At 64.2% G+C, this 20,070-nt stretch carries 18 protein-coding genes; 5 read left to right on the forward strand and 13 right to left on the reverse strand.

Translation table 11 applies throughout. The features are described from left to right. Nucleotides 1-234: 234 nt before the first annotated feature. The 5 genes from betB to betI are packed head-to-tail and all read right to left on the reverse strand — an operon-like array spanning nt 235 to nt 6,535. Nucleotides 235-1,698 (reverse strand): betaine-aldehyde dehydrogenase, encoded by a 1,464-nt coding sequence (betB, locus tag NKI61_RS28055; protein ID WP_352841872.1) that lies wholly within the window; start codon nt 1,696-1,698, stop codon nt 235-237. 51 nt (nt 1,699-1,749) lie between these two features. Beyond that, a complete protein-coding gene (gene betA / locus NKI61_RS28060) occupies nt 1,750-3,402 on the reverse strand; it encodes a choline dehydrogenase (RefSeq protein WP_352841874.1) in 1,653 nt (550 codons plus the stop codon). 3 nt (nt 3,403-3,405) lie between these two features. Next, entirely contained in the window at nt 3,406-4,410 is a 1,005-nt protein-coding gene (locus NKI61_RS28065; protein WP_352841875.1) for a threonine/serine dehydratase family protein, read from the reverse strand. Continuing rightward, a complete protein-coding gene (gene betC / locus NKI61_RS28070) occupies nt 4,407-5,936 on the reverse strand; it encodes a choline-sulfatase (RefSeq protein WP_023702223.1) in 1,530 nt (509 codons plus the stop codon). Before betC ends, NKI61_RS28065 begins: the two co-directional genes overlap by 4 nt. Nucleotides 5,937-5,944: 8 nt before the next feature. Continuing rightward, nucleotides 5,945-6,535 carry a choline-binding transcriptional repressor BetI gene (gene betI / locus NKI61_RS28075; protein WP_023670745.1) on the reverse strand — a complete coding sequence of 197 codons (591 nt, stop codon included), beginning with the start codon at nt 6,533-6,535 and terminating at the stop codon, nt 5,945-5,947. Nucleotides 6,536-6,725: 190 nt separating this feature from the next. Between betI and NKI61_RS28080 the strand changes: the two genes are divergently transcribed. Beyond that, nucleotides 6,726-7,892: an acetyl-CoA acetyltransferase gene (locus NKI61_RS28080; protein WP_023684567.1), complete on the forward strand. Its 1,167-nt coding sequence runs from the start codon at nt 6,726-6,728 to the stop codon at nt 7,890-7,892. 28 nt (nt 7,893-7,920) lie between these two features. After that, entirely contained in the window at nt 7,921-8,925 is a 1,005-nt protein-coding gene (locus NKI61_RS28085; RefSeq protein WP_023702222.1) for an asparaginase, read from the forward strand. On the opposite strand, the gene NKI61_RS28090 is transcribed toward NKI61_RS28085, so the two are convergent. Then, the gene (locus tag NKI61_RS28090) at nt 8,918-10,273 is read right to left on the reverse strand and encodes a TIGR03808 family TAT-translocated repetitive protein (protein WP_352841877.1); all 1,356 of its coding nucleotides are present in this window, start codon (nt 10,271-10,273) and stop codon (nt 8,918-8,920) included. The two genes, NKI61_RS28085 and NKI61_RS28090, sit on opposite strands and share 8 nt — an antisense overlap. Nucleotides 10,274-10,411: 138 nt before the next feature. Here NKI61_RS28090 and greA point away from each other — a divergent pair, with 138 nt between their 5' ends. After that, nucleotides 10,412-10,885 (forward strand): transcription elongation factor GreA, encoded by a 474-nt coding sequence (gene greA, locus NKI61_RS28095; RefSeq protein WP_023702220.1) that lies wholly within the window; start codon nt 10,412-10,414, stop codon nt 10,883-10,885. A 7-nt stretch (nt 10,886-10,892) separates the two neighbouring features. Here greA and NKI61_RS28100 read toward each other — a convergent pair whose 3' ends face one another. The 3 genes from NKI61_RS28100 to NKI61_RS28110 form a co-directional block, all read right to left on the reverse strand. Further along, nucleotides 10,893-11,129: an AbrB/MazE/SpoVT family DNA-binding domain-containing protein gene (locus tag NKI61_RS28100; RefSeq protein WP_023702219.1), complete on the reverse strand. Its 237-nt coding sequence runs from the start codon at nt 11,127-11,129 to the stop codon at nt 10,893-10,895. Between the two features lie 64 nt (nt 11,130-11,193). Further along, entirely contained in the window at nt 11,194-13,314 is a 2,121-nt protein-coding gene (scpA, locus tag NKI61_RS28105) for a methylmalonyl-CoA mutase (RefSeq protein WP_023684565.1), read from the reverse strand. Further along, complete coding sequence (locus NKI61_RS28110; RefSeq protein WP_023727664.1) at nt 13,311-14,753, reverse strand: methylmalonyl-CoA mutase subunit beta; 1,443 nt, start codon at nt 14,751-14,753, stop codon at nt 13,311-13,313. The genes scpA and NKI61_RS28110 overlap by 4 nt, the downstream gene beginning before the upstream one ends. Before the next feature lie 349 nt (nt 14,754-15,102). Between NKI61_RS28110 and NKI61_RS28115 the strand changes: the two genes are divergently transcribed. Together NKI61_RS28115 and NKI61_RS28120 are read left to right on the forward strand one after the other, a co-directional pair. Next, nucleotides 15,103-16,653 carry a helicase HerA-like C-terminal domain-containing protein gene (locus NKI61_RS28115; protein ID WP_027050026.1) on the forward strand — a complete coding sequence of 517 codons (1,551 nt, stop codon included), beginning with the start codon at nt 15,103-15,105 and terminating at the stop codon, nt 16,651-16,653. A 71-nt stretch (nt 16,654-16,724) separates the two neighbouring features. Further along, a complete protein-coding gene (locus NKI61_RS28120) occupies nt 16,725-17,594 on the forward strand; it encodes an aldose 1-epimerase (RefSeq protein WP_352538466.1) in 870 nt (289 codons plus the stop codon). Nucleotides 17,595-17,598: 4 nt separating this feature from the next. On the opposite strand, the gene NKI61_RS28125 is transcribed toward NKI61_RS28120, so the two are convergent. From NKI61_RS28125 to NKI61_RS28140, 4 genes are all read right to left on the reverse strand, one after another. Next, nucleotides 17,599-18,075 (reverse strand): DUF4189 domain-containing protein, encoded by a 477-nt coding sequence (locus tag NKI61_RS28125; protein WP_352538467.1) that lies wholly within the window; start codon nt 18,073-18,075, stop codon nt 17,599-17,601. Continuing rightward, nucleotides 18,072-18,767 carry a hypothetical protein gene (locus NKI61_RS28130; protein ID WP_023698168.1) on the reverse strand — a complete coding sequence of 232 codons (696 nt, stop codon included), beginning with the start codon at nt 18,765-18,767 and terminating at the stop codon, nt 18,072-18,074. The genes NKI61_RS28125 and NKI61_RS28130 overlap by 4 nt, the downstream gene beginning before the upstream one ends. A gap of 13 nt (nt 18,768-18,780) precedes the next feature. Continuing rightward, complete coding sequence (locus NKI61_RS28135) at nt 18,781-19,356, reverse strand: invasion associated locus B family protein (protein WP_352538469.1); 576 nt, start codon at nt 19,354-19,356, stop codon at nt 18,781-18,783. 9 nt (nt 19,357-19,365) lie between these two features. Further along, nucleotides 19,366-20,070: YadA-like family protein (locus NKI61_RS28140; RefSeq protein ID WP_352841878.1), on the reverse strand; the 705-nt coding region annotated here is incomplete at its 5' end.

Raw genomic sequence — 20,070 nt, forward strand, 5'->3', positions numbered from 1 at the left:
GATTCGTGTGTCATCGCAGTGTAGAATCACACCCGATTCCGCAGGGCAATACCTATCTTAGCGCCTATGCCCTTGCGGGGGAGATGCCTGGCAAGGCAGAGGGGGGTGCTGTCCCGCCGACGTCTCAGCTACTCGAAGATCAGACCAAAGGTGGCGATCCGTCACACCCCCCTCTGGCCTGCCGGCCATCTCCCCCGCAAGGGGGGAGATCAGCTGTCACTTCGCTTTCAACCCTCAATACGGGCTCGCCACGTCCCCGGTCTCGACATACACCGCCTTCAGCTGCGAATAGAGCGCTAAAGCCGCCAGCGAGTTCTCGCGCCCGATGCCGGATTGCTTCACCCCGCCAAACGGAATTTCCACTGGCGTCAGATTGTAGGCGTTGATCCAGCAGGTGCCGGCCTGCAGTTCGGCGATCACCCTATGAGCGCGCTGCAGGTCGCGGGTGAAGACGCCGGCGGCGAGGCCGAATTCGGTGTCGTTGGCGCGGTCGATCACCTCGTCCTCGCCGTCGAACTTCAGCACGCTCATCACCGGCCCGAAAATCTCCTCGCGCGCAATGCGCATCTTATCGGTGACACCGGTGAACACGGTTGGCTCTACAAAGAAGCCGCCATCGAACCCTTGCAGCGACGGCACGTTGCCACCGCAGGCGAGCGTTGCTCCATCCTGCCTGCCGGCCGCGATGTAGGAAACGACCTTCTCCTGCTGCGCCTTGTTGACCAGCGGCCCCATCTGCGTCTCAGGATCGAGCGGATCGCCGATGCGGATCTTTTTCGTCCGCTCGACCAGCCGGTCGACGAAGCGGTCATGGATGCCGCTTTGTACGAAAACACGCGTGCCGTTGGAGCAGATCTGCCCGGTCGAATAGAAATTGCCGAGCATGGCGCCGCCGATGGCGTTTTCGAGATCGGCATCGTCGAACACGATCAGCGGCGACTTGCCGCCGAGTTCCATCGTCGCATGCTTCATCTTCGAACCGGCGAGCGACAGCACCTTGCGGCCGGTCGGCACCGAGCCGGTCACCGAAACCTTGGCAACGACATCATGGCCGACGAGGCCGGCGCCGACTTCGCCATAGCCTTGCACGACGTTGAACAGCCCGTCGGGCAGGCCCGCCTCTGAGTAGATCTCGGCCAGCGCCAGCGCCGACAGCGGCGTGTTTTCCGAAGGCTTGAATACCATGGCGTTGCCCATGGCGAGCGCCGGGGCGGATTTCCAGCCGGCGATCTGGATCGGATAGTTCCAGGCGCCGATGCCGACGCACACACCGAGCGCCTCGCGGCGCGTATAGGCAAAAGGTCCACCAAGATCGATCGCATCGCCGTTGAAGGCGGCAACCGCGCCGCCGAAATATTCGAGGCAGTCGGCGGCCGATAGTGCATCCGCCACCAGCGTCTCCTGGATCGCTTTGCCGGTGTCGAGCGTCTCGATCCGCGCCAGATCGGCGTTGCGCGCGCGCAAAATGTCGGCGGCGCGGCGCAGGATGCGGCCACGCTCGACCGGCTTCATCCGCGCCCAGGCCGGTTGTGCGGCCCGCGCGGCTTCGATGGCGAGCTCCAGCACGTTCGGAGTCGCCGAATGCAAAGTGGCGATGACCTCACCGGTCGCCGGATAGATCACGGGCAGCGGCGCGCCGCCTTCGTCCTCGATGTAGCGGCCGTTGACATAGTGCGATGCCGTTGGCTGGGCGCGCATGCTGTTCTCCAGATGTATTCGCTATTGCGGAGCAGTCCGCCGGACAATGCCCTATCGATCCGCCACCTGCCAGCACGGATTGATCCAGGGTTCCTGGTTGGACGGCGCCAGTGGCGTGCGGCCGAGAATGTGGTCGGAGGCCTTCTCGCCGGTCATGATCGACGGCGCGTTGAGGTTGCCGTTGGTCACCCGCGGGAAGATCGAGGAGTCGGCGACGCGCAGGCCGTCGACGCCGATGACCCGGCACTCCGGATCGACCACGCTCATGATGTCGTCGGCGCGGCCCATCTTGCAGGTGCCGCACGGGTGGTAGGCACTCTCGGCATGATCGCGGATGAACGCGTCGAGATCCTCGTCCGACTGGACGTGCGAACCCGGCGAGATTTCCTTGCCTCGAAAGCCGTCAAAAGCCTTCTGGCGGAAGATCTCGCGGGTCAGCCGGATGCAGTGGCGGAACTCGGTCCAGTCGTCTGGATGCGACATGTAGTTGAAGCGGATGACCGGCGTCGCTTTCGGGTCGGGAGAGCGCAGCGTCACCGAGCCGCGCGACTTCGACCGCATCGGCCCGACATGGGCCTGGAAGCCATGGGCCCTCGCCGCCGCCTTGCCGTCATAGCGCACCGCAGCCGGGATGAAGTGATACTGGATGTCGGGGTAGTCGACGCCGGCCTGCGAGCGCACGAAGGCCGCGGCCTCGAAATGGTTGGTCGCACCGAGGCCGGTCTTGAAGAACAGCCACTGCGCCCCGATCAGAGCCTTGGAGAATGGGTTGAGAACCGAATTCAGCGTGATCGGCTGGGTCGATTCCTGCTGGATGTAGAGCTCCATATGATCCTGCAGATTGCGGCCGACACCGGGCCGGTCGGCCACGACCTGGATGCCGTTCTCCTTGAGATGCGCGGCCGGGCCGATACCGGACAGCATCAGGATCTTGGGCGAATTGATCGATGATGCGGCAACGATCACCTCCCGTCGCGCCTTAACGACCTGAATCTGTTTGTGAGCTTCGATCTCGACTCCGACGGCACGCTGATTCTCGATGATCACCCGGCGGGCGAAGCCTCTGATCACGCTGACATTTTGCCGCTTGAGCGCCGGCTTCAGATAGGCTGACGCCGCCGACCAGCGGCGGCCGCCGCGAATGGTTTGCTCCATCGGTCCGAAGCCTTCCTGCTTCGAACCGTTATAGTCGTCGGTCAATTCAAAACCCGCCTGACGGCCGGCTTCGACAAAGGCGCCGTAGAGCGGATTCTTTCGCAGGCCGCGCTGGACGTGCAGCGGGCCGCCGTGGCCGCGCCAGCCGTCCTCGCCGCCGTCACTGTCCTCCATGCGCTTGAAATAGGGCAGCACGTCGGCGAAGCCCCAGCCGGCGGCCCCCTGTTCGGCCCAGTGGTCGAAGTCGCGTGCGTGGCCCCTGACATAGACCATGCCGTTGATCGAGGACGAGCCGCCGATCACCTTGCCGCGTGGCGTCGCCAGCACGCGGCCGCCGAGATGCGGCTCCGGTTCGCTGGCAAAGCCCCAGTCGTAAAGGCTCATGTTGAGCGGGATCGACAGCGCCGACGGCATCTGGATCAGCGGCCCGATATCAGTGCCGCCGAACTCGATGACGATCACCGAATGCTTGCCGTCTTCCGACAGCCGGTAGGCCATGGCCGAGCCGGCCGAGCCGGAGCCGATGATGACGAAGTCTGCTTCAAGCATGGTTCACATGCGCCCATCGTTCATATGCGAAATAAAATCGGCGAGCGAGACATTGCCGCCGGTAGCCACAACCAGGACCGCTTTACCCGTCACATCCACCTTGCCGCCGAGCAGCGCCGCCAGAGAGGCGGCGCCCGATGGCTCGAGCACCAGCTTCATCCGTTCGAAGGCGATCTTCATTGCCCGCCGCACGGAGGCATCATCGACGGTGATGCCGCGCACGCCGGCGGTCTTGACCGCCGCAAACGGCGCGTCGCCCGGCCGCCGCGACATCAGCCCGTCGCAGATCGACTTCGGCGCGATCGGCATGGTCTCGATGGCGCCATGCGCTAGCGATGCACCCATGCCGTTGAAGCCTTCCGGCTCGACGCCGATGATCTCGGTTGCCGGCGACAGATAGTGGAAGGCGAGCGAGACGCCGCCGATCAGCCCACCACCGCCGACCGAGCAGAACAGAAGGTCGGCACTGGCGTCCTTTGCCTCGAGTTGTTCGAGCGCTTCGAGCCCGGCGCCGGCCTGGCCGGCAACGATCTCCGGATCGTCGAATGGATGCAGCAACGCCAGCCCTTCGGTCTCGGCAATCTCGCGGGCCTTGGCGGCTGCGACCTCTTCACGGGCGCGCTCGCCATGATCGGTCAGCACGACGCGCGCGCCATAACCTGCAGTGGCATCGCGCTTGGCGGCCGGCGCGTCGATCGGCATGACGATGGTGACGGGAATGCCGAGCGCCTGGCCGGCAGCCGCCAACCCTTGCGCGAAATTGCCGGAGGAGTAGGCGACGACGCCTTTTCTGGCCTCATCCGGCGACAGCCGCTTCAACCGCCAATAGGCCCCGCGCACCTTGAACGATCCCGCCCATTGCAGCGATTCCGGTTTGATAAAGACGCGGGCCGCACCCGTCTCCTTGGCCAAGGCTGTCGATTCCAGCAAAGGCGTGATCTGCGTCGCCTTCGACGTCACGGCATAGGCCTGTCTGAGATGCTCGAGGGAGGGGACAATTGTCATCATTCGCCTCGCGGAAAGCGTTTCTGTTCCTCGAGATTGTCGAGGTTCATGTGGTTGCGCATGTAGCGTTCCGACGCCTTCCGCAGTGGCTGGAACTCCCAGGGGTAATGCGTGCCGTTGCGCAGCGCGGGATAAACCACCCAGCGCCGCGCCTGGCTGACGCGCACCGCGGCATCGAATGCCGCCATGTCCCAGCGCGCTCGCACGGCTCCCGTGAAGGCCGCCACCAGATCGGCATGCGCCGGATCGGTGGCACGATTGGTGCGTTCTTGCGGATCGGCTTCGAGGTCGAACAGAAGCGGCGGGTCGATCTCGCAATGGATGAATTTGTAGCGGCCATCGCGGATCGCCACCAACGGCGCGTTGGAGCCCTCGGCGGCATATTCCATCAGCACCGGCGCGGTGCGCTGTCCGCCATCAAGCAACGGCAGCAGCGACTGGCCATCGGTCCACGGTGCGATCGCGGAGATGTCGATGCCGGCGAGATCGCACAGCGTCGGCGTCACGTCGAGGTTGGAGACCGGCGCCTCGATCAGCCCTGCAGGAATGCCTTTGCCGGCGATCATCAAAGGTACTCGCGCCGAGCCCTCGAAAAAATTCATCTTGAACCACAGGCCGCGCTCGCCAAGCATGTCGCCATGGTCGGAGCAGAACAGGATGATGGTGTCGTCCAGCATGCGCGTTCGCTCCAGCACTGACATCAACTCGCCGACCTTGTCGTCGAGATAGGAGATGTTGGCGTAGTAGCCGCGCCGCGAGCGGCGGATCTGCTCCGGCGTGATGTTGAAACTGTCGTAGTCGCTGGCCCGGTAAAGCCGTTGCGAATGCGGGTCCTGATGGGCATAGGGGATGAATCCCACCTCCGGCTCAAGCGCCGGACAGTCTTTATAGAATTCCCAATATTGCCGCCGTGCGACATAGGGGTCGTGCGGGTGGGTGAAGGAAACCGTCAGGCACCAGGGCCGGCTGGCCTCGTCCTCGGAGGTGCGGGCAAGATCGTAGAGTTTTTGCACCGCGTGGAAGGCGACCTCGTCGTCATACTCCATCTGGTTGGTGATCTCGGCAACGCCGGCGCCGGTGACCGAGCCCAGATTGTGATACCACCAGTCGATGCGCTCGCCGGGCTTGCGGTAATCCGGCGTCCAGCCGAAATCGGCGGGATAGATGTCGGTGGTCAGCCGCTCCTCGAAACCGTGCAACTGGTCCGGCCCGACGAAATGCATCTTGCCCGACAGGCAGGTGTAGTAGCCGGCGCTGCGCAGATGATGCGCATAGGTCGGGATCGAGGAAGCGAATTCGGCGGCGTTGTCATAGACCTGGGTGCGCGACGGCAATTGCCCGCTCATGAAAGCGGCGCGGCCCGGCGCGCAAAGCGGCGAGGCCGTGTAGTTGTTGCCGAAGCGCGCCGAGCGTGCGGCCAGCGCCTTGAGATGCGGCACATGCAGGAAGTCCGCCGGCCCGTCCGCAAACAGCGTGCCGTTGAGCTGATCGACCATGACGATCAGGATGTTGGGTCGCCTTGATATCACTGAGGCTGTCACTGTGTCTGTCGCCCGCCGAGTTTGATTTCGAGATAATCTTCGACCAGCGCGATCGCGGTTTGAGCATCCGGCACGCCGTCCTTCAGCGCGCGCCTGATGTACAGCCCGTCGATCATCGCCGCGACCGCTTCCGCCGCGCGGTCGGCTTCGTTGCGCGGCAGTATGCCGATTAGTCCGCTCATCAGGTTGGAATGCAGCCGCCGCGCATAGACCCTGAGCAGCCGGCGTAGGGCCGATGATTTCTGTGCCTCGACATAAAAGGCGAGCCAGGCCGCGATGGTTTCCGGCCGGAACTGGATGTCGGAGAAGTTGACGGCGACCACCGCCGAAACGCGTTCGCGCGGCGAGCCGGCGGATTGCAGGGCGCGCCGCATGTCGATGGTCAGCTCGGCCAGTATGTGCCGCATCGTCGCCAGAAGGAGCTCGTCCTTGGCGCCGAAATAGTGGTGGGCAAGGGCCGACGACACGCCCGCCCGTCCGGCGATCTCCGACATGGTCACATCAAGCGAGCCGCGCTCGCCGATCGCCGAGATCGTCGCGTCGATGAGCGCCTTGCGGCGCAACGGTTCCATTCCGACTTTCGGCATTGGGGAGATCCAGATTAAAACCGAAGATTATTTTTTATTGACGGATCAATCAATAAAAAACTCGCGCTCGGATCAATCGATCATGTCGCTCTGGCCCATCCTTTGGACTGGAAAACAGTTCACTGTTGAACAATATTAGAGGCTGATGCCGCGCTATGACATGTTAGGCTTGCGGCAAACGGAGGTTGCCATGACCGCATGCATCGTCGGATGGGCGCATTCGCGCTTCGGCAAGCTGGAAGGCGAGACGCTGGAAGGCCTGATCACCAAGGTCGCGGTCGACGCGCTCGACCATGCCGGCATCGGTCCGGACGAGGTCGACGAGATCGTGCTCGGCCACTTCAATGCCGGCTTTTCCCCACAGGATTTTACCGCCAGCCTCGTGTTGCAGGCCGACGACCGACTGCGCTTCAAGCCGGCGACGCGGGTCGAGAACGCCTGCGCCACGGGTTCGGCAGCGGTCCGCCAAGGCATCCGCGCCATCGACGCCAATGCCGCCCGCATCGTGCTGGTGGTCGGTGCCGAGCAGATGACGACGACCCCCGGCCCCGAGATCGGCAAGAACCTGCTCAAGGCTTCCTATCTGCCGGAGGAGGGCGACACGCCGGCCGGTTTCGCTGGCGTCTTCGGCAAGATCGCGCAGGCCTATTTCCAGCGTTATGGCGACCAGTCCGACGCGCTGGCGATGATCGCCGCCAAGAACCACAAGAACGGCGTCAACAATCCGTATGCGCAGATGCGCAAGGATTTCGGCTACGAGTTCTGCCGCCAGGAAAGCGAGAAAAACCCGTTCGTGGCCGGTCCGCTGAAGCGCACGGACTGTTCGCTGGTCTCCGACGGTGCTGCCGCCCTTGTGCTGACCGACACCTCGACGGCGTTGATGATGCGCCGCGCCGTCGCCTTCCGCGCCAACGAGCATGTCCAGGATTTCCTGCCGATGTCGAAGCGCGACATCCTGTCTTTCGAAGGCTGCGAGCAGGCCTGGAACCAGGCTTTGAAGAAGGCCGGCGTGACGCTCGACGACCTCTCCTTCGTCGAGACGCATGACTGCTTCACCATTGCCGAACTGATCGAATATGAGGCGATGGGCCTGGCCAAGCCCGGCGAGGGCGCCAGGCTGGCGCTAGACGGCACGACGGCAAAGGACGGCAGGCTGCCGGTCAATCCTTCGGGCGGGCTGAAGGCCAAGGGCCATCCGATCGGCGCCACCGGTGTGTCGATGCATGTGCTGACCGCCATGCAGTTGACCGGCGAGGCAGGCGGCATCCAGGTGCCGGGGGCAACGCTCGGCGGCATCTTCAACATGGGTGGCGCTGCCGTTGCCAACTACGTTTCAATCCTCGACCGGATCAGGTAGAAGCGGCCCGTATTTTTGGGGCGTGGTGATGACAAATCCGGTTCTGGTCGAGGTCTTGCGCGGCGCGATCGTCGAGAGCGCCCATCGCGGCGCTGTCGCAATCTTCGACGGTGACGGCAAGCCTGTCCTGGAGATCGGCCATACGGCGCGGCCGGTGTTTCCGCGCTCGGCGGTCAAGGCGATCCAGGCGCTGCCGCTGGTTGAAACGGGTGCTGCCGATGCGTACGGCTTCGGCGACCGCGAACTGGCGCTGGCCTGCGCTTCGCATTCGGGCGAACCCGCGCATGTCGAACTGGCGCAGGCGATGCTGGCCAAGGCCGGGCTCGACAAGTCGGCGCTGGAATGCGGCGCGCATTGGCCGTCGAGCCACGACGCGACGATCGCACTGGCCCGCACAGGCGTCTCGCCGAACGCACTGCACAACAATTGCTCGGGCAAGCATTCCGGATTTCTCTGCACCTGCGTGCACTCGGGGATTGCCCACCAAGGCTACGTCAAGGCAGGCCATGGTTTGCAGGAGATGGTGCGCGACGCCATGCAGGCGGTGACCGGCGCTGCCCACGATGCGGATCACCGGGCAACCGATGGCTGCTCGATCCCCACCTATGCCGTGCCGCTGAAAAGTTTTGCCCTTGGCTTTGCCCGCATGGCGACGGGCACGAGCTTTGGCCCTGAGCGTGCCAAGGCGGCCAAACGCCTGCTGTCTGCCTGCATGGCCGAGCCTTTCCTGGTCGCCGGCACCGGCAAGGCCGATGTGGCGCTGATGCAGGCCGCGCCCGGCCGCATATTCGTCAAGACGGGCGCCGAGGGTGTCTATTGCGCCGCCGTTCCGGAGCTTGGCCTCGGCATCGCGCTAAAATGTGATGACGGCGCCGGCCGCGCCGCCGAGGTGATGATTGCCGCTGTGCTGGCAAAACTTCTCAGCGCCGACGGCGCACTGGAGGCGAACCTTCTGGAGCGGGCCAATCCGCCGATCGAAAGCCGCATCGGCGCCAAGGTCGGCTCGCTGCGGCCGACGACGGCGCTCAGCTGACCCTGTTTCGCTCAACCGTCAGATGCGCATAGCCGCTTACGCTTGACCGCGCGAGGTCGCCGGTCGCCGGTTCGGCCCAGCGCTGGCCGATGATGGCGCCGTTCTTGGCGCCGTCGATGACGTTGTCGGAAATGATGGCGTTTCCAGCGCCTTCTACCACAGTGACGGCGATGCCGGTTCCGGCCTGACGGATGATGTTTCCCGTCGCCACAACATTGCGCATATAAGCGCCCCAGCCGATCTGCATGCCGTAGAGCGGCGCGTTCTCGATGACATTGCCCGAGACGGTGGTGTCGGCCTCGACGCTGATACCGACGCCGAAGCCCGGCGCGTCGGCGGGGTAGGGGCCGGTGGCCGAGAGGTTGCGCACGATGTTGTTCGAGCAGACACCCATACGGCCGCCGTCGTTGAAATTGACGATCGAGATGCCGTTAGCGGCACCATCGACGATGTTGTTGCCGATGATGGCGCCTTCGAAGGAGAATTCGGAATAGAGCGCCGTTTCGCCCGACCGCGAGCACGTGTTGCCGGTCATCTGCAGATTGCTGGAACTGTTGGCGCGGATCGCCGAGAAGGCGCAGTCCGAGACGAAGTTGCCGGTGAGCGAGACATTGCCGGCACGGAAGGCGTTGATGCCATTGCCGTTCTGCCCGGTGCCGCCGCCGCGCGCGCCGATCCGCTGCACGCGGTTGCCGCTGACCATCGTGCCGTCCTCGGCCTGCTGCCAGCGATGGACAAGAATGCCGCCATTGCCGCAGTCGGATACGGTGTTGTCGGATATCGCCAGGCCAGCGGCCTCGACGGAGTAGATGCCGGCGTCCGCAGCCCCCGAAATCTCGGAGCGCTCGATGCGGCCCGACGCATGCTCCAGCGCCAGCCCATGCTTGCCGCTGCCGGTGATCGTGCAATTGTCGATGACGAGATGGGCGACGCGGCGCAGGTCGAGCAGGCCTTGGGCATCGTCGGCCAACTCGCCGTTGGCGCCGTCGAAGACCAATGCGGTGAACTCTATATGCTCGGCCTGTTCGGCCGTCAGCAAATGGTCATTGCCGCCATAGAGGATGCGCGAGGCGCCCGGCACGCCCGAAAGCCTGACGCGGGCGGGCAGGGTCAGGTTGGACACGACATAGGTGCCCGGCGGCAGGAACACCGGCGCGTTGCGGTCGCTGGCCTCGGCTAGCATCCTGGCGAAGGCCTTGCTCTGGTCGTCCGGTGCGTCCGGCTCCACGCCAAGCTCGGCGGCGTTGATCGAGCCGCGCACCGCCGTTTTCGCCAAGGCGTTGCCCACCGAAAGGCCGAGCACGGCAAAGCCGGCCGTCCCCTTCAGAAGCGTTCGTCTGTTCAACATCGGCACATCCCTTGCGATCATCCGGCTGATCGCAGGAATTGGGCCAGCCGCATCGGTCTCCGCTCGGCCATAGTCCGGCCAATGACCGGGTCCGGCAAGTGGCTTGTGCAGTCACGGAAGCGGGCCTAAGTTTATCCGATGAGCAGAGCTTTTACCCGCGAGGAAGACAGCGAAAACGCCATTGCCGGCATCGGCGAGCGGCCGATCAGCCAACACCGCAATCTGGTGACGGAGCGCGGCCTGGCGATGATCGAGGACAATCTGGCCGATCTGCGCGACATTTTGGCGAAAGCCGAGCGAAAAGCCGATCGCGAGCGCATTGCCGTTGTCTCGCGCGACCTGCGCTACTGGACAGCGCGCCGCGAAAGCGCCGAGCTTTCCGTGCCGGAACCGGGCAGCGACCAGGTGCGCTTCGGCATGGGTGTCACGCTGGAAGGCGATGACGGCAAGAGAGTGCACTGGAAGATAGTCGGCGAGGACGAGGCCGACCCCTCAAAGGGCAGCATCTCACACGTCTCGCCAATGGCCGTGGCGCTGTTCGGCAAGAAGGTCGGCGACGTCGCAAGCGTCAACGGCAAAGAATGGGAAATCCTCAAGCTGTCGGACGCCTGACGCCAGCTCACCCTATTTGCACAGCCAGCTTTCGCAACGCGGGCTCATACTTGGCCATGACATCGCGAGCAGCACGTATTTGCCGTTCGACGTCGTCACACGGCACCGGCCTTAGGATGATGCCGTCGTCGGTTTCGATGATCTGGAGTTCATCGCCCACTTGCAGGCTCAAGCTGTCGAGCGTTTCCCGCGGCAGGATTACAACGCCCGATCCGTCCTCAAGTCCGTGAATGATGGTGTTCATAGCTATACCATAGGTTGCGCCCGATATTGCAACGCAACTTTGATAAGCAGTGCAACTGTTTCAATCAGCCCGCCAGCAGCCGGTCCAGCAACCGATCCGCAGCCTCCGGGATAACCGTCCCTGGCGGGAAGATTTCCGCGGCACCCGCTTCCAGCACTGCGCCGTAATCCTGCGGCGGGATGACGCCGCCGGCGACGATCAGCATGTCGCTGCGGCCGAGCTTCTTCAGCGCGTCGCGTAGTTCGGGGATCAGCGTCAGGTGCCCCGCCGCCAGCGATGAGGCGCCGATGACATGGACGTCCTGCGCCACCGCCAGCCTGGCGATCTCGTCGGGTGTCTGGAACATCGCGCCGACCGTCACGTCGAAGCCGAGATCGGCGAAGGCCGTGGCGATCACCTTCTGGCCACGGTCGTGGCCGTCCTGTCCCATCTTTGCGACCAGGATGCGCGGCTTGCCGCCGGACTTCTTCTCGAAAGCTTCGAGCTTCTCCAGCAATCGGTCGACCGTCAGATTGTCGCCAAGCGCATTGCGATAAACGCCGGAGATCGTTTGCACCGAGGCGACGTGACGGCCAAAGACCTTTTCGAGCGCCAGCGAGATCTCGCCGACCGTGGCATTGGCGCGCGCGGCGCGGATGGCAAATTCCAGCAGGTTTTCGTTACCCTGCGCAGCGCGGGTCAGCGCATCGAGCGCGCTCTCGACCGCGCCGACATTGCGCGTGCCTTTCAGGTTCTGCAGCTTCGACAATTGCCGGGCCTTGACCTCGGCATTGTCGATCTTCAGCACGTCGACGTCGATTTCGTTCTCGGGGCGATGCGCGTTTACGCCAACCAGTATCTGCTCGCCGGAATCGATACGCGCCTGCGTGCGCGCCGCCGCTTCCTCGATGCGAAGTTTTGGAATGCCCTGTTCGGTTGCTGCCGCCATGCCGCCAAGCGCCTCGACCTCTTCGATATGGGCGAGCGCACGCGCCGCCAGATCGTGCGTCAGCCGTTCGATATAGGCCGAGCCGCCCCACGGATCGATGATGCAGGTGGTGCCGGATTCCTTCTGCAGGATCAACTGCGTGTTGCGGGCGATGCGCGCCGAGTGGTCGGTCGGCAGCGCCATCGCCTCGTCGAAGGAGTTGGTGTGCAGCGACTGGGTATGTCCCTGCGTCGCCGCCATCGCCTCGATCATGGTGCGGGTGATGTTGTTGTAGGGGTCCTGCGCCGTCAGCGACCAGCCGGAGGTCTGGCAATGGGTGCGCAGCGACAGCGAGCGTTCGTCGTTCGGTGCAAAATTCTTCTGCATCAGGGTCGCCCACAACAGGCGCGCCGCGCGGAGCTTGGCGATCTCCATGAAGAAGTTCATGCCGATCGCCCAGAAGAAGGAAAGCCGCGGGGCGAAACGGTCGATGTCGAGCCCGGCGGCGACGCCGGCGCGGGCATATTCGATGCCGTCGGCGATGGTGTAGGCGAGCTCCAGGTCCGCGGTCGCGCCGGCCTCCTGCATGTGATAGCCGGAGATCGAGATCGAATTGAACTTCGGCATGTGCTGGGAGGTATAGGAGAAGATGTCAGACACGATCCGCATCGAGGGCTTCGGCGGATAGATGTAGGTGTTGCGGACCATGAACTCCTTCAGAATGTCGTTCTGAATGGTGCCGGCGAGATCCTTCTGAGCAACGCCCTGTTCTTCGGCCGCGACGATATAGAGCGCCATGATCGGCAGCACCGCGCCGTTCATGGTCATCGACACCGTCATCTCGCCCAGCGGAATGCCGTCGAACAATTGCCGCATGTCGAGGATGGAATCGATGGCCACGCCCGCCATGCCGACATCGCCGGCAACGCGCGGATGGTCGCTGTCATAGCCGCGATGGGTGGGCAGATCGAAAGCGACCGAAAGGCCCTTTTGGCCGGCGGCGAGATTGCGCCGGTAGAAGGCGTTGGATTCCTCGGCCGTCGAGAAGCCGGCATATTGCCGGATCGTCCACGGCTGCTGGACATACATGGTCGGGTAGGGACCGCGCACGAAGGGCGGCATTCCCGGATAGGTGTCGAGATGCGGCAGCCCCTTGAGATCGCCCTGGCTGTAGAGATGCTTGACGGCAATACCTTCCGGCGTCAGCCGCTGGCCCTTGACCTCGACCGGCGCGCGCCGTGGCGCCGACCAGCCAATGTGGCTGAAATCCGGGATCACTGTGCGGCTCCGATTGCCTGGTCGATGCGGACCGGAAACAGCGCCTCGCACACCGCCACGCCCTCTGTGAAAGGCGGCCGCCGCTCAGCCGCCAGCGTCTCGACCGGGGCATCGTTTTTCAGCGGGTAAAGCGTGGTGCCGATGATTGCCCGTTCACCCGACCGGTAGGCCTCGGCGCGGCGCTCGGATGCTGCCTTGACGCGCTTCTGGATATGCCCTTGCTGCAGGCTTGCCAGAACGCCGCCTTCCGCTTCGATCCGCTGGAACTCTTCCCACGCCGCTTCGCACAGGCCCAGGGTCAGCGCCTCGACTGCGCCCGACCCAAATGCTGGGTCGGCGACATGGTCGATATGGCTTTCATTGGCCATGATCAACTGCGCATTGCGGGCGATGCGGCGGGCAAAGCCGGCCGGCAGCCCGAGGGCGATGGTGTGTGCCAGGATGGAGATCGAGTCCGCGCCGCCTGCTGCCGCTGCAAAGCTAGCGATGGTGGTGCGCAGGATGTTGGTTTCGGGATCCGCCGCCGTCATCATGCGGAACGACGTCTCGGCATGGATGTTGGCTGTCGATGCCGGGATGGAACAGGTTTCCTGGATGCGCGCCCACAGCCTGCGCAAGGCCCGGACCTTGGCCATGGACAGGAACTGGTTCTGGTCGACGCTCAGCGCAAAGCCGATATGGGGAGCGGCATAGACAAGCGGCTGGCGCGCATCCTCGAACATCCTGAGGTAGGACACGGCGGAAGCGAGCATGGTGCCGAGTTCCTGCGCCTCCGTGGCGCCGGCATTGTGGAACACCCGCCCGTCGGCCTCCAGCAGCACACCCGGCACGCCCAGCGAGAAGAAATGCGCCAGCGATTGCGGCATCGATGCCTGCAACGCCTCGATCGACATGCGCAGCCGGCCGGTTCCGGCAAAGATTGCCGCCGGGTCGATGCCGAAGGAGAGGTTCAGCTTTGCCGGGTCGGAGCGGCGCTTGCTCAGGAACGCCACCAGCCAGTCGGCGACGGCACGGCTCCAGGGATGGGCGTCGATGCGGATCTGCGTGCGGTTGAGCGGTACGCCATCCAGCACCGTTTCCAGCGCCTGCGCCGTCCTCGGCAGGCCATAGCCGAACGCATTCGGAGCACCTTCGAAGACAAGCGACAATCCCGTCGCGCCTTGTGCCACATCATCCAGGGCCTGCGCCTTGGCGCGGCCGATATCGGGATCGTCAATGCGCTGGCTGACAATCCAGGGCAATTTGGGGTTGGCGCGCACAAGCGGCTCGGCGCCGCCAGCGCGATCGTAGAGCGGTTCGATGCGAATCTGATCGTCGGTATGCGAGACTAGTTTTTCCTCGAAGGAGGCGCCGGCGAGCGCCTTTTCGGCCAAGGCCAGCCAACGCTGGCGCTCGACGTCAGCGGGTTCGACACTCCTGGTCAAGGCTCCGGCGCCCATCCATGCTCCTCGTTTTTATGCGGCCGCACCAGCGTCAGCCGTCCAGTCTACGGTTCCCTGCCAGATATCGCAATGCAATGCGCTTGCGCGGTTGGGATTCGCTTCCCTGACATAGGGCAGCCTGCGTGGACGAACCATGGAACGATTGCCAAACAGCGGCAAAATCCGCAAGTTCCAAAAACCGATTTGGAGGATTGGTTCAATTTAGACGATTGGCCCAATCTGGATGAATAGCCAACTGGATGGATAGCCCGATTGGAGAATAGCATTGTCGCTGCGCAATGGCCTGACTATACCCTGCGGCACGGCCACAGGCTTTTAACACATCAGTTTGCGGAGACATGGTCATATGGCTGACGACACCAGCATTTTCCTCGGCGCCAGCCGCAAGCCCGACGACAGCTATCAGCGCGCCGAACAGCTCTTGCTGCAATATGGGAACCGCCATGGCCTGATCACCGGCGCCACCGGCACCGGCAAGACAGTCAGCCTGCAGATCCTGGCCGAGGGGTTTTCCAATGCCGGCGTGCCTGTGTTCTGCGCCGATATCAAGGGCGACCTGTCCGGCATTGCCATGATGGGCAAGGCGCAGGATTTCCTGGTCAAGCGGGCCGAGCAGGTCAAGCTCGACCCTTACGACTTCCAGGAATTCCCGGTCATCTTCTGGGACCTGTTCGGCGAGCAGGGCCATCCGATCCGCGCCACCGTCTCGGAAATGGGGCCGCTGCTTCTGTCGCGGCTGATGAACCTCTCCGAAGCGCAGGAAGGCATCATGAACATCGCCTTCCGCATCGCCGATGAGGATGGCCTGCTGCTGCTCGACATGAAGGATCTGCAAGCACTGCTGGCCAACATCGCAGCGCGCGCCGACGAGATCAGCTCGCGCTACGGCAATGTCACCAAGCCGTCGGTCGGCGCAATCCAGCGCACGCTTCTCGTGCTGGAACAGCAGGGCGCGGCGCATTTCTTCGGCGAACCGGCTTTGCGCATCGCCGACATCATGCGCACCACCCGCGACGGCCGCGGCGCCATCAGCGTGCTCGCTGCCGACAGGCTGATGATGAACCCCAGGCTCTACGCCACCTTCCTGCTCTGGCTGATGTCGGAACTGTTCGAGGAATTGCCCGAGGTCGGCGATCCCGACAGGCCGAAGCTGGTGTTCTTCTTCGACGAGGCGCATCTGCTTTTCGACGAGGCGCCGAAGGTGCTGATCGACCGCGTCGAGCAGGTGGTTCGCTTGATCCGCTCCAAGGGCGTCGGCGTCTATTTCGTCACGCAGAACCCTTTGGACATCCCTGAAAAGGTTCTCGCCCAGCTCGGCAACCGCGTGCAGCACGCGCTGCGCGCCTATACGCCGCGTGAGCAGCAGGCGGTCAAGACCGCCGCCGACACCTTCCGGCCCAACCCGGATTTCGACTGCGCCACCGCCATCACCCAGCTCGGCACCGGCGAGGCGCTGGTCTCGACGTTGGAGGTCAAGGGCGTGCCGTCCATGGTGCAGCGGACATTGATCCGGCCGCCATCGTCCAGGCTTGGCCCGATCACGGCGGACGAGCGCCGCAAGCTGATCGACCAGAGCCCGGTCGCGGGCCAGTACGACCAGACCATCGACCGCGAATCGGCCTTCGAGATGCTGCAGAAGAAAGCCATGGGCGCGCAGGAGGCGGAAGAACAGGCACAGCCGGCCGACAGCGGGCGCTCGCGCTGGACCATTCCGGGCTTCGGCAATGACGATCCGCCGCCGCAGCAATCAGGCGGTCGCCGGGCCCCTGCGCCAAGGCCGTCCAACCGCCAGACGGTGGCCGAAGCCGCGATCAAGGCTGTCGTGCGTTCGGTCGGCTCGTCGGTCGGCCGCGCGATCGTACGCGGAATCCTGGGCAGCCTGTCCAGGGGGCGGTGAAAAGTGTCAGCCAGCCCGCCTCGGACATGATCAGCGGCCAGAACATCGCCATCGACGGCGGTTGGTAAGGGGTGGCCGGCCTCCTGGAACTGCGCGACGACCGCGCCCGTCTGGTCCTGGCGCCGCAAAAGGGCGCGGCGATCGCCCGCTTCGACGCACTGGTCGGCGGCGCAACGGTGCCGCTGCTCCGCCCCGACGATGGCACCGGCGCCTCCGGCTGCCAGCTTCTGGTTCCCTGGTCGAACCGCATCTCAGGCGGCGGTTTCGCCTTCGACGGCCGCTTCCATGCGATCGAGCCGAACGTGCCGGGGGAAGCCTTTCCAATCCATGGCGACGGCTTCCAGAGGGAGTGGCGGATTGCCAGCCACAGCGCCACCGAGGCGGAACTGGTCCTCGACGCCGGTGAAATCGGCCCCTACCGATATACGGCACGGGTCGCCTATGCGCTGCATGACGGAGCCCTGGACGCCACGCTCACCGTGGAGAATCGCACCGGCATTCGCCTGCCTTACGGGCTCGGCTTTCATCCCTGGTTCCCGCGCAGCGCCGGAACGACGCTCGAGGCGAAGGCGGCGCGGGTCTGGCTGGAGGACAAGCATCATCTGCCGGTCGGCCTGGCGCCGGTGGCCGATTACCCCGCGTGGAATTTCTCGAACGCCTCCCTGCTGCCGCGAAGCTGGGTCAACAACGCCTTCGACGGCTGGGACCGCCGCGCCAGGATCACCCGGCCCGAGGACAGGATCGCCATCTCGCTCACGGCCTCGCCGCCGCTCGACGTCTTTATCCTCTATTCGCCGTCGATTGATGCGGATTTCTTCTGCTTCGAGCCGGTGTCGCATACCGTCGATGCGCATCACGGCGAAGGGCTGACCCCGCTTGAGCACGGCGCTACGCTGAGTGCAAACATGCGCCTCGATTGGCATTCCACCACTTCGCTCTGATGCGTCATGTGCACACCCACTCGCGGATCTTGCATTTCTGTCCGCTCCGCTCGCACGCCTGCAGTGTCAGGTCTTCGGCATCCCGGCGTGTTTGCGCCGTCTCGGCGCCCCAACTGGTCAGCCGCCCTTCCGGCTTCTCGCCTACGGCGAGGGCGCCGCAATGCTTGTAGGGAAAGCCGGTAATGTCGTCGTCGTCCCAATGGCGATGATTGCGGAATACGCTGACCACGGCGCAGCTGCCGCCGCCGGCGTTCTGGCAATGCTTCAGCGCGATGTCCATCGCCTCCTGCCGCTTGTCGGCGCCCCAAAAGAAGCCGTGCTTCTCGTCGGGGCTCGAATAGGCGATCGCCGCCCAGATGCCTCTCTCCTCCTGGGCCGGCGGCTCGGGCACGTCCGCCGCCGGGGCGAGGTCCGCCGCGCCCAGCCGCCCGGCGCAAAGCAACAGCATGCCGACCGCCGCAATGGCGGAATTAACCCTCATTGTACGCCTCCTTGTTTTCCTGCTGCCGAGGCCACGGAAATGACGACGCAGCTGTTGCCGGTTGGCAGCAGCATCGCGTTGCCCCCTCCATTGGCCAGTTCGTAGACGCTGATTTGTCCAAGATTGTTGGCGAGCTTGCTGTCTTTCGGAAGCAGGGCCGGAACATCGGCGCAATTGGCCGCGAATGGCGCCACCCTGACCATCGTACCTTCGCAAACGGATGCGGTGGGTGCCGCGAACACCAGGCCTGCCGCCGGGCCGCTGTAGCCCTGTGTGGCGTAGTTCATGCCGACCAGGGCTTCCACGAGGTGTTTGTCGGGGGCCTCGTTGTTCCAGATCGACTGGACGCTGTACGTCGTGCCGGTTGTCAGCATCTGCCCAAGGGCCGGGAAAATGTTGGAACAAGACTGCAAGCCTGCCTCTTTGGCGTGTTGCAGAAATGGCGTCTCGGCCAGGGCCGGATTGGGCTGGTTGGTCTCGGCGACCGCCGGCTGCGGCAATAGATTGTGGAGCAGGTCGTAGCGCATGGCCGCGAAGCCGGCCGTGGCGACGACGGCAATGGCGAGCAACGAGAAGACAGCGGTCTTCGCCCGGCTTCGTTGCGGTCTGCTCCGGTCTTCGATGCCGACCCGGACAGCATCCTTTCCCTGGTTGCGGGCCATTATCCGGTCATGGATCGATTGCTGGTTCATCGCGATTGCCTCGTCAATTGATCGCCGCAACGGCCGCGGCCAAGCCCTTGAGGGTCGCGGTTACGCTGATCGTCCTGCCATCCGTGGTCGGAAAGGAGATGACGGATGCCGCGGCCTTCGAAATCTGTTCGCGCATGATCGGACCAACCGGCAGCATGCCGACGCAGACGGCCTGATTGCATCCGTCGAGTTGAATTTTTATCGGCTCCTTGCGCCCCTCGAATGTCAGCGAGACAGGAGCGTCGCTCTTGGCGATCGGCGGGGCGCGCAAGATCATGTAGGGGTTGCCTTCCTTGGTGGCGGCAAGCGACCAGCTGAACGCAACCTGTCCTGCCTGGTCCTCGATGATCTGGGTGACATTGCAGACCTTTTGGCGCGCCTTCAGGTTCTCGTCGCAGATCAGCGTCCAGTTCTCGAACGGACGGGTGGTCCGTTGATATTCGCCAAGCTTCGCATCCGCAGGGATCGCTACGTCGGAAGGTTTTACCCTGTAGCCGGAAGGGATCGCTTCCTGCCCGGCCGCTAACGAGCCGGACAGGAGCATTGACGTCATGGATATCGCGACAGCAAGGACTGCCTGCCTGATCATGGCCGGGCTCTAGTTCAGCGTAAGGCTGACGCCCGCGCCGACACCCCAGTGTCCGCCTGCCGTCGTACCGGACAGGTTCGCTCGAACACGTCCTTCCTCGCTGGTGTAGCCGGCGCCGAAGGCCAGGGCGCCTTCACCGCGCCAATAGCCTCCGCCGGCGGCCACGCTCAGCTTGCCGGGACGATCGTCGTAGCGCAGCGAGCCGGCCGCCAAGCCGATCGCCGCAGCCTGGCGCGCCTCGCCCCTGACCTCTCCCATGTCCATGTTGAGCTGGCTGAGTTTGGAGTCCGCATACGCATTGGCTTGCTGCAGCGTGGTGGCCGCCACCTGGTTGGTGTAGTTCTTCGAATTGTCCAGGTTGAGTGCTAACCCGCTGTTGAACTGCTGAACATTGACCGCATCGGTGTTGGCAACGCCCGGCCCGACATTGTGGATGACCACCGGCGTGTTCGGGTCGCCGCCGGCAAGGGTAATCGAGTTGGACTTGTTGCCGTTCCCGTCCTTGTCGTACTGGACGGCGAACTGATTCAGGTCGCCGACGCTACCCTGCATGGCTTCGACCGCCTGGTTGGTGGCGAAGAGCTGGCTGCCGTTGATGGCGTCGGTGGAGGTGCCGCTGATCCGGCCCGCCGCGACATTGGTGACGGTGCGCTCGTTGCCGACGGTGCCGACGCTGACCGTGCTCGTCGGAGCTGTTCCGGCGAAGGTATAGGC

The organism is Mesorhizobium sp. M0514, from assembly GCF_040321145.1.
GTDB lineage: Bacteria > Pseudomonadota > Alphaproteobacteria > Rhizobiales > Rhizobiaceae > Mesorhizobium.

Bases quoted from the DNA above. Each gene is read 5' to 3' on its own strand.
- betB (WP_352841872.1), bottom strand. From the start codon at position 1,698: ATGCGCGCCCAGCCAACGGCATCGCACTATGTCAACGGCCGCTACATC.
- betA (WP_352841874.1), bottom strand. From the start codon at position 3,402: ATGCTTGAAGCAGACTTCGTCATCATCGGCTCCGGCTCGGCCGGCTCG.
- NKI61_RS28065 (WP_352841875.1), bottom strand. From the start codon at position 4,410: ATGATGACAATTGTCCCCTCCCTCGAGCATCTCAGACAGGCCTATGCC.
- betI (WP_023670745.1), bottom strand. From the start codon at position 6,535: ATGCCGAAAGTCGGAATGGAACCGTTGCGCCGCAAGGCGCTCATCGAC.
- NKI61_RS28080 (WP_023684567.1), top strand. From the start codon at position 6,726: ATGACCGCATGCATCGTCGGATGGGCGCATTCGCGCTTCGGCAAGCTG.
- NKI61_RS28085 (WP_023702222.1), top strand. From the start codon at position 7,921: ATGACAAATCCGGTTCTGGTCGAGGTCTTGCGCGGCGCGATCGTCGAG.
- NKI61_RS28090 (WP_352841877.1), bottom strand. From the start codon at position 10,273: ATGTTGAACAGACGAACGCTTCTGAAGGGGACGGCCGGCTTTGCCGTG.
- greA (WP_023702220.1), top strand. From the start codon at position 10,412: ATGAGCAGAGCTTTTACCCGCGAGGAAGACAGCGAAAACGCCATTGCC.
- NKI61_RS28100 (WP_023702219.1), bottom strand. From the start codon at position 11,129: ATGAACACCATCATTCACGGACTTGAGGACGGATCGGGCGTTGTAATC.
- NKI61_RS28110 (WP_023727664.1), bottom strand. From the start codon at position 14,753: ATGGGCGCCGGAGCCTTGACCAGGAGTGTCGAACCCGCTGACGTCGAG.
- NKI61_RS28115 (WP_027050026.1), top strand. From the start codon at position 15,103: ATGGCTGACGACACCAGCATTTTCCTCGGCGCCAGCCGCAAGCCCGAC.
- NKI61_RS28125 (WP_352538467.1), bottom strand. From the start codon at position 18,075: ATGAGGGTTAATTCCGCCATTGCGGCGGTCGGCATGCTGTTGCTTTGC.
- NKI61_RS28130 (WP_023698168.1), bottom strand. From the start codon at position 18,767: ATGAACCAGCAATCGATCCATGACCGGATAATGGCCCGCAACCAGGGA.
- NKI61_RS28135 (WP_352538469.1), bottom strand. From the start codon at position 19,356: ATGATCAGGCAGGCAGTCCTTGCTGTCGCGATATCCATGACGTCAATG.